At 65.1% G+C, this 7,679-nt stretch carries 5 protein-coding genes and 3 pseudogenes; 4 read left to right on the top strand and 4 right to left on the bottom strand.

Translation table 11 applies throughout. The features are described 5' to 3' along the window. Positions 1 to 276 precede the first annotated feature (276 nt). Entirely contained in the window at positions 277 to 483 is a 207-nt protein-coding gene (locus tag AAHM40_RS21700) for a hypothetical protein (RefSeq protein WP_342246496.1), read from the top strand. A gap of 75 nt (positions 484 to 558) precedes the next feature. After that, positions 559 to 783, top strand: a complete 225-nt coding sequence (locus tag AAHM40_RS21695) for a hypothetical protein (protein WP_342246498.1) — start codon at positions 559 to 561, stop codon at positions 781 to 783. Here AAHM40_RS21695 and AAHM40_RS21690 read toward each other — a convergent pair. Further along, a pseudogene (locus AAHM40_RS21690) lies at positions 725 to 1,092 on the bottom strand (transposase); the annotation flags it as partial. The gene AAHM40_RS21695 and the pseudogene AAHM40_RS21690 overlap by 59 nt on opposite strands. Positions 1,093 to 1,335: 243 nt before the next feature. On the opposite strand from AAHM40_RS21690, the gene rsxC reads away from it, so the two are divergent. Together rsxC and AAHM40_RS21680 are read left to right on the top strand one after the other, a co-directional pair. Next, positions 1,336 to 2,736: an electron transport complex subunit RsxC gene (rsxC, locus tag AAHM40_RS21685; RefSeq protein WP_342246495.1), complete on the top strand. Its 1,401-nt coding sequence runs from the start codon at positions 1,336 to 1,338 to the stop codon at positions 2,734 to 2,736. Continuing rightward, positions 2,733 to 3,788, top strand: a complete 1,056-nt coding sequence (locus AAHM40_RS21680) for an RnfABCDGE type electron transport complex subunit D (protein WP_342246494.1) — start codon at positions 2,733 to 2,735, stop codon at positions 3,786 to 3,788. Before rsxC ends, AAHM40_RS21680 begins: the two co-directional genes overlap by 4 nt. 38 nt (positions 3,789 to 3,826) lie before the next feature. Here the strand turns inward: AAHM40_RS21680 and AAHM40_RS27335 are convergent. The 3 genes and pseudogenes from AAHM40_RS27335 to AAHM40_RS21670 all read right to left on the bottom strand — a co-directional run. Next, positions 3,827 to 4,360: pseudogene (locus AAHM40_RS27335) on the bottom strand (methyl-accepting chemotaxis protein); the annotation flags it as partial. Between the two features lie 363 nt (positions 4,361 to 4,723). Further along, positions 4,724 to 5,419: pseudogene (locus AAHM40_RS27330) on the bottom strand (PAS domain-containing protein); the annotation flags it as partial. Further along, positions 5,416 to 7,665 (bottom strand): putative bifunctional diguanylate cyclase/phosphodiesterase, encoded by a 2,250-nt coding sequence (locus AAHM40_RS21670; protein ID WP_342246492.1) that lies wholly within the window; start codon positions 7,663 to 7,665, stop codon positions 5,416 to 5,418. The gene AAHM40_RS21670 and the pseudogene AAHM40_RS27330, both read right to left, overlap by 4 nt. Positions 7,666 to 7,679: the final 14 nt, after the last annotated feature.

Below are 7,679 nucleotides of genomic sequence, written 5' to 3'. Positions count from 1 at the left end.
CTGCTAGCCGATCACGTGGGGCGGGCGCTGCAACTGGTCTTCGTCCAGATTGCGCTGCACGTGCTCGGTCAACCGCTTGGATAACGCGAGCTTGATCGCCTTCCTGCGATCCGCATACGCCTGTCGCCGAGAGTCAGTAACACCCAGAAAACTGCGACAGTGCTTTAACGTGCTTATAGTTTGTTTGTAGTAGTCAGCCCATGTGCTTGGCTTTTTTTTGCCTGCCATTTGACTCGGCTCATGAGGCTGATTGGCCTTTCACTTTGGAGGTTGTCTATGCACATCGCGGTTCAGCGGCTCGACGACCAGGGACGAGATGCATGGCAAGTGGAAGCCTGCGGAATGGCGGTGTCGTTCAAGGACCAAGCCTCAGCCATCTCTTTCGCAGAGAAGTGGAAAGCGCGCGTAGAGGCGCCCCACTGCATCCCGGAAGAGGTTCTTCACCGTTGGGCTGAAGAGCACGCCCGGATGCTGGAGGGCTAAACGCCTTACCGATCAGGTGGCGTGCTTCATGATGCTGTGCCTAACTCTCTTGTCCCTACCCTGGAGGATTAGAGCATGGCGGAAACCTATTGGCAGAAAGCCGACAGGCTCGCGCGCGACGCAGGGAATGCGTTCAACGCAGTTGCGGATTTCCTCAGTTCTGGACCAGACCTGAGCGATGACGATGTAAGGGTCGACTACTGGGAGCTCCAGTGCAAAGCAATCGTGGCTGCCGAGACATTCAAAGAGCACTACGAGCATTCGTTGACCGGTGCCGGCAGGCTGGATACCGACGATTAGGCAGCACATGTCGGCGCGCCATCCGCAGGTTTGAACGGGCGAACAGCGTCATGAGATGTGCAGTGTTCTTGGCAAAGACACGGAAGCGCACCTTCATGTAGCCGAACTGGCGTTTGATCACCCGAAACGATGCTCGACCTTCGCCCGTACCTGCGCCTTGGCCTTCTTGATCGTGCGCCTGGCCTTTTACGGTGCGCTGCGTTCGTCCAACTGCTTGACCGTACTGCGCCGGGCTGCGACCTGCCAGATGACCTGGCGCCTTGCATGTTCTTCGCGTTTCTCTACTCCGGCATAGCCCGCAGGGGCGCACCGCAGCCGCTGCCGGCCACACTTCGCAGCGCCCCGGTGGGCCGTATCGCAGGTCGGCAATAGGCCTACCATTTGTCAGGTTTTTGGTTAAAAACTGAACAGATCGCCCGTTCGGCACTCTGAGTCCCGTGAGTGATCGAGTGCCCCGCCTCGCTTTTCCCTCAAAGACCCCGGAAGCGATAACCCCTTATGCGCATTGGCGCGCAGGGGCGTTTCATGTCCAAAAAAATTGGAGGGCAGAAAATGTCTAGCCAATCGTTGCAGAGCATCGAGCGCTTGCCGCGCCTCGTCCAGGCCCAACGTCAGCCGCAACAGAAAACCTTCTGGCGCCGCCTGCTTGCCATCGCCTCACCCTCACACCGCAGCTGGCATGGAGGGCTGAAACTCAGAGGCTACAAGGAATTATCCAACGCCGAGCCAATCGTCCCCGTGGCAATCGGAGACGTACAGCTGGCAATCCCGCTCGGGCGAGGGCGTCGATGCGCCCAGCCTTTCGTGCAGCAGGGACAACATGTGCGCAAGGGCGAGGTGATCGGAATCGGCGATCACAACACCCCTTGGGTGCATGCCAGCACGTCCGGTACCGTGGAACAGATCGGCTTCGCCTTCGCGGCTGACTCGGCCGAGCCGGTGATGGCCGTCATTCTGAACGCAGATGGTCTGGATGAGTGGATCGAGCGCCCGGAGATAGGGGCACCGCAAACGCCCGAGGCACTGGTCGAACGGGCCTTGCAGATGGGCATAGTTGGCCTGGGTGGGGCGGGTTTCCCTACGGCCCTCAAGCTGGCCGGCGCCCAGCACCCAGACCTGCTGCTGATCAACGGTGCCGAATGCGAGCCCTTCCTGACCTGCGATGACCGTCTCATGCGCGAACGCGCCGAGGCGTTGATCGAGGCCGCCGATTATCTCGCCGATCTACTGGGAATAACGTTGACCCGCTTCGGTATCGAAACCAACAAACCCGAGGCAATGGCCTCGTTACTTGCAGCCGCTCGCCAGGCGCGCACCCAAGTCGAGATCTGCCCGCTACCTGAGCGTTACCCGGCAGGGGGCCAGCCGCTGATGATCAAGAGCCTGAGTGGCCGGAACCTGGCGCCGGGGGCTCGGCCCGCCGAGATTGGAGTACTGGCGCTGAATGTCGCGACACTCCATGCACTGGGACGGGCCATCTTCCACGCCGAACCGCTGATATCACGCGTTCTGACACTAACCGGGGCCTGTGAGCGCGCCGGTAATGTCGAGGTGCCGGTGGGTTACCCGGTCAGCGCATTGCGCGCGGTTGCCGGTGCAGACCCCGAAGGCCAGTTGACCCAGGTCGGCGGCCCGATGATGGGGCAGCCGCTACCAGACGCTGCTGCCGTCATCAGCAAGACCAGTAGCTGCCTGATCTTCGGTGCCGAGCGCTACCTGCCAGCGACCCAGCCCGCGGGCAGTTGCATCCGCTGCACACGCTGCGTGGATGTCTGCCCGATGTCCCTCAGGCCGCTGGATCTCTACGCTGCTGCCGAACGCCTCGACAAGGCCAGCTTGCAGGCGCTGCGACTGGATGCCTGTATCGAATGCGGCAGCTGCAGCAGCACCTGTCCGAGCCATCTGCCGCTGCGCGAGCGCTTCCGCCAGAGCAAGACGGAGTTGCGTCCATGAGCCTGATTCGCCGTCCCACTCCGCTCCGACTCCGCACGGTGATGTTGCTGGTCAGCCTGTGTCTGATGCCGGGCACTGCACTGTACGCCTGGCAATTCGGCGTCGTGGTCTGGTTGCAGACCCTCTGGTGCGTGCTGCTGGCCTTGGGCTTTGAAGCCGGACTGCTGCGCCTGCGCGGACTTGATGTGCGCGCGGGGTTGAGCGACCTGAGCTGGCTGGTGCTCGGCCTGATACTGGCTCGGGCACTGCCGCTGATGGTGCCGCTGTGGATGATCGCCCTGGCCAGTTTTGCCGCTCTCGCACTGTGTAAACACGGCAGCGGAGGCCTTGGCCGCAACCGTCTCAACCCCGCCATGGTCGGCCTCGGGATCATCGCCATTTGCTTCTACCAGCAGTTGTACCCCGCGCCATCGAACTATGCCCCCTGGACCCTCGGCCTGGACGCCAAGGCGGTTCTCCTACAACAGTTACAACTGGCGCCCCCCCTCAACCTCGATGCGTTCGCTGGCGCCACTCAGCTGGCTCGGGACCAGTTCACACCGATCACCCCAAACCTGTCGGGGTACGGCTATATTGCCGGCGGTTTAGTACTGGCTGTCCTGCGGGTGATCCGAATCGAGATTCCGCTGGCGATGCTCGCCAGCACGGTATTGCTGTGCCTGGCAGCCGGCCATAGCCCACAGGAAAGCCTGTACAGCCTCAGCCTCGGCGGCTTACTGTTCACCGCTTTTTTCATCGCCACCGATCCAGTCACCAGTCCCGATACACCTGCCGGTCGCATCCTCTTCGGCGCGGCCATTGGCGTGCTGACCGAGTTGATTCGCGAATTCGGGCTTTATGTCGACGGTCTCTGCTTCGCCGTGCTAGCCGCCAACCTGCTGGTGCCACAGATCGACCAGCTGGTGCTGCGCATACAGCGCCCCTGGTACACGCGAAAACAGGGCACTGAGAGCGTGCCCAGTGCCGTAGGCGGGCGCGAAGGGAAACTGAGCGCCAACAGCCGGGGTATGGCTGGCAAGCGCCAGCTCATCGCGGAACCTGGGCAACACTGACGGTAGCCCGGTGGGCGGGTTGGCGGGCTGGCAGTGCCTCAGCCGTGCCTGCGTTGGCGGTCCCAGAACTGCTGCACCAACTCCCGCAGGCCCTTCGCCAGCTCGTCCACCCGGTGCGCGCTGTGCTGGCTGCGGCCGCCGCTCTCGGCATTGCTGTCGGCGGCGTTGCGGATGCTCGCCAGGCTGCGCTGGATCTCCTCGCTGGCGGCGCTCTGCTCTTCCACCGCGCTGGCGATCTGCAGGCTCATGCCGCTGATTTCGCTGACCTGGCCTTTGATCCGCGCCAGTGAGTCGCTGGCGCGCAACGCCTGATGCAGGCTCGCGGTCGCCTGCTGGCAGCTCTGCTGCATCGCCGTCACGGCCTGGTCGGCGCCTTGCTGGAGATTGTCGATCAGCGCGTGAATCTCCTCGGTGGAACGCTGGGTGCGCGAGGCCAGGGCGCGTACCTCGTCGGCAACCACGGCGAAGCCGCGACCGGCATCGCCAGCGCGGGCGGCCTCGATGGCGGCGTTCAGGGCCAGCAGGTTGGTCTGCTCGGCGACGCCGCGGATCACCGCCAGCACCTGACTGATGTCGCCGCTATGCCCCTGCAGCGCCTCCACTGCCTGGCTGGCCTGTTGCACTTTTGCCTCGAGGCCGGCGATGTGCGAGCGGGTGGCGTCCACATCCTCGCAGCCGAGGCTGGCCGCAGCGTCTGTCTGGTCGGCGGCGTTGGCACTCTGCTGGGCGCTGCGCGCCACTTCCTGGACGCTTGAGGCCATCTGCTCGATGGCGCTGGCTACCTGCTCGGTATCGCTCTGCTGCTGGCGCGTGGCCTGGCTGCTGCTGGCTACTGAGGCAGCGAGGTCTCCAGCATGCTCGGCCAGTTGCCGTGCGGACTCGCTGATACGCCCGACTACGGCGCCCGCCTCGGCCTCCAGCATGCGCAGGGCGAAGGCCAGCTCGCCGAATTCGTCGCTGCGGCCGCAGTAGAGCAGTTGGCTAACGGGGTTATCGGCGATCGCCCTGGCTTTGCCCAGCAGCGCCGCGAGGGGCCGCAACTGCCAGTGGACCCAGGCGGCGCAGAGCCCGAGGCCGGCCACGGCCGACGGTAGCCAGGCATGGTGCCACTGGCCATGCAGGCTCGCTGCCAGGACTGCTGCAAGCAGGCAGGCGGCGGTACAGCCGGCCAGCAGGCGCGCACGCAGGCCCAGAATAGGACGCCTCAGGGCGCGCGGCGCGCGGCCTTCGCGAAGCTCGCCGTAGAGCCATTCGGCGGCGGCGACCTGGGCCGACTCCGGGCGGGTGCGCACCGACTGGTACTCCACCACCTTGCCCTCGCGCAGCACCGGCGTGACATAGGCGCTGACCCAGTAGTGGTCGCCGTTCTTGCAGCGGTTCTTCACCAGGCCCATCCAGCTGTGGCCTCTCTTGAGGGTCTGCCAGAGGTCGGCGAATGCCGCCTGCGGCATGTCCGGATGGCGCACCAGGTTATGGCTGCGGCCGAGCAGGTCGTCCCGGTCGAAGCCGCTGATGGCTAGGAAGTCGGGGTTAACGTGGGTGATGACGCCCTTGAGATCGGTGGTGGAGAGGATATTGGCGTTGGCGTCGAACTCGACCGCCTGACCGCTGACTGGCAAGTTGATTTTCATTGGCTGATTCCCTGTTTGCTCCCGTGGGCCCATCCGGCGCTGGCCGGAAGGCAAACTTCACCCTCGAAATCTTCTTTGCCGCGCAGCAGGGGTTCCAGACCCTCCGGCGGGCGCGGCCGGCTGAACCAGAAACCCTGGGCGTAGCGACAGCCCTCGCCCTGGAGGAAATCCAGGTGCGCTGGGTTTTCCACGCCCTCGGCCACGACTTCCAGGCCGAGGCTGCAGCCCAGGCCGATGATGGCGCGAGAAATGGCGTTCAGTTCCGGGTCGTCTGGTACGCCACCAATGAAGCTGCGGTCCACTTTGAGGATCTGCAGCGGGAAGCGCTTGAGATAGCCGAGGGACGAATAACCGGTGCCGAAGTCGTCCAGGGCCAGGCGCACCCCGAGTACCGCGAGCTCACGCAGGCAGGCCAGGGTTTCGGCGCTGTCCTGCATCAATAGGCTCTCGGTGATTTCCAGCACCAGGCTGCTGGGCGCCAGACCGCTCTCGCGGAGGATCGCCGCGACCCGCTGGGCGAAGCCCGGCTGCAGCAACTGGCGGCTGGACAGGTTCACCGAGCAGCGCAGTTCCGGCTGCCCGCCCAGCTGCCACTCGCGGGTCTGCCGACAGGCCTCGCGCAGTACCCAGTCGCCAACGGCGACGATCTCGCCGGATTCCTCCAGCGCCGGGATGAACTGCAGCGGCGACTCCAAACGGCCGCCGCGCCGCCAGCGCAGCAGAGCCTCCACCGCGGTGACCAGGGGGCGCAGCCCGTCGATGCGGCAGATGGGCTGGTAATGCAGCTCGAATTCCTTGCGCGTCAGGGCTTGGGCCAGAGCGTTGAGCAACTCCAGGCGTTTCTGCGCGTCTGCCTGGAGTTCGACGCTGTAGCGGGCGAACTGCGCCTTGCCGGCTTCCTTGGCGCGGTACAGGGCCAGGTCGGCTGCCTGTAGGGTGTCCACCGCCTGGCCTTCGGCGAGTAGCCCGGTGATGCCGATGCTGGCGCTGACCGCCAGGTGGTGTTCGTCCAGGTGCAGAGGCTGGTGCAGGCTGTCGAGCATGCGCTGGGCGACCTGCTCGGCGTCGGCCAGGCACGCCAGGTCATCGAGTAGGACGACGAATTCGTCGCCGCCGAAGCGCACGAGGTGGTCCCCCGGTCGCAGGCAGCGCGACAGGCGCTGGGTCACCGCCATCAGCACCCGGTCGCCCATGGCGTGGCCGAAGCTGTCATTGATTAGCTTGAAGCGGTCGAGATCGATGAACAGCAGCGCGGCTTCCCGCGTGCCGGGCCGCTTGCGGCGCTGCAGGGCCTGCTGCAGCAGTTCGTCGAGACGCAGCCGGTTGGCCAGGCCGGTCAATGGGTCCTGGCGCGCAGTGTGGCGCAGTTGCTGCTCGTAAGCCTTGCGCTGGCTGATGTCGGTCTGCGAGCCGGCCATGCGGCCGTCCTCGGCCACCCCGCGCACCAGCACCCAGAGGTAGCTGCCGTCGCGCTGGCAGATGCGGTACTCGTGGTTCAGCCATGGCGTTTCGCCGCGCACGTGGGTGTCTATCGCCTTGCGCAGGCCGGGCAAGTCGTCCGGGTGGACCCGGGCGAACCAGCTGGGGCTGCCCTCGCCCAGGCTGTCGCGGCTGAGGCCGAGCATGGTTGCCCAGCGTTCCGAGAAATACAGCCGGTCCTGTTCCAGGTCCCAGTCCCAGAAGCCGTCGTTGGCACCGCGCAGGGCACGGGCGAAACGCGCCTCGCTGTCCTCCAGGGCCTGGCGCTGGGCGCAGGCGTAGGTGTCGATGGCCAGCGCCATGTCGAAGAACACCGCCTTGAGCAGGCTGGCGTAGGTGTCGCGGGCCTCGCCCGGCTCGAGCAGCGCGTCGAGCATGTGGTCGAGGTAGAGGCGGTAGGCGCCCAGGTACCACTTGAGGTCTACGCCGACATGCTGGTGCACCAGCCCCACGCGCAGGCGGTTGAGCACGTAGTCGTGGTCGTAGGAGCCGTTCCAGAGGCGCTGGTAGTAGTCTAGCTGGCTGTGTTTGAGGCGCTGCAGGGTGGCAGGCTCGTGGAGGATGCCGGCGATGGATTCGAACTCGTTCAGGTGGTCGTAGAGGCGTTCGATGAAGGTCCGGTGGCAGCCGTCCACGCCTGTCGCCCGTTCGCCCAGGCGGGCGGCGTCCGCCTCGCTCCACTCCAGGTAGTGGCGACGAGTGTCGATTTCCTCGCGTGACAGGCCGATCCGGTCGAGCATTTTTTCTAAACGCTGCCCAAGGTCCATGTCTCTTCCTTTCG

Origin of the sequence: Pseudomonas sp. OTU5201 (genome assembly GCF_038440135.1) — a bacterium.
Classification (GTDB): domain Bacteria; phylum Pseudomonadota; class Gammaproteobacteria; order Pseudomonadales; family Pseudomonadaceae; genus Metapseudomonas; species Metapseudomonas resinovorans.
The sequence above is the reverse complement of the archived record's forward strand: the minus strand, read 5'-3'. Positions and strand labels throughout refer to the sequence as shown.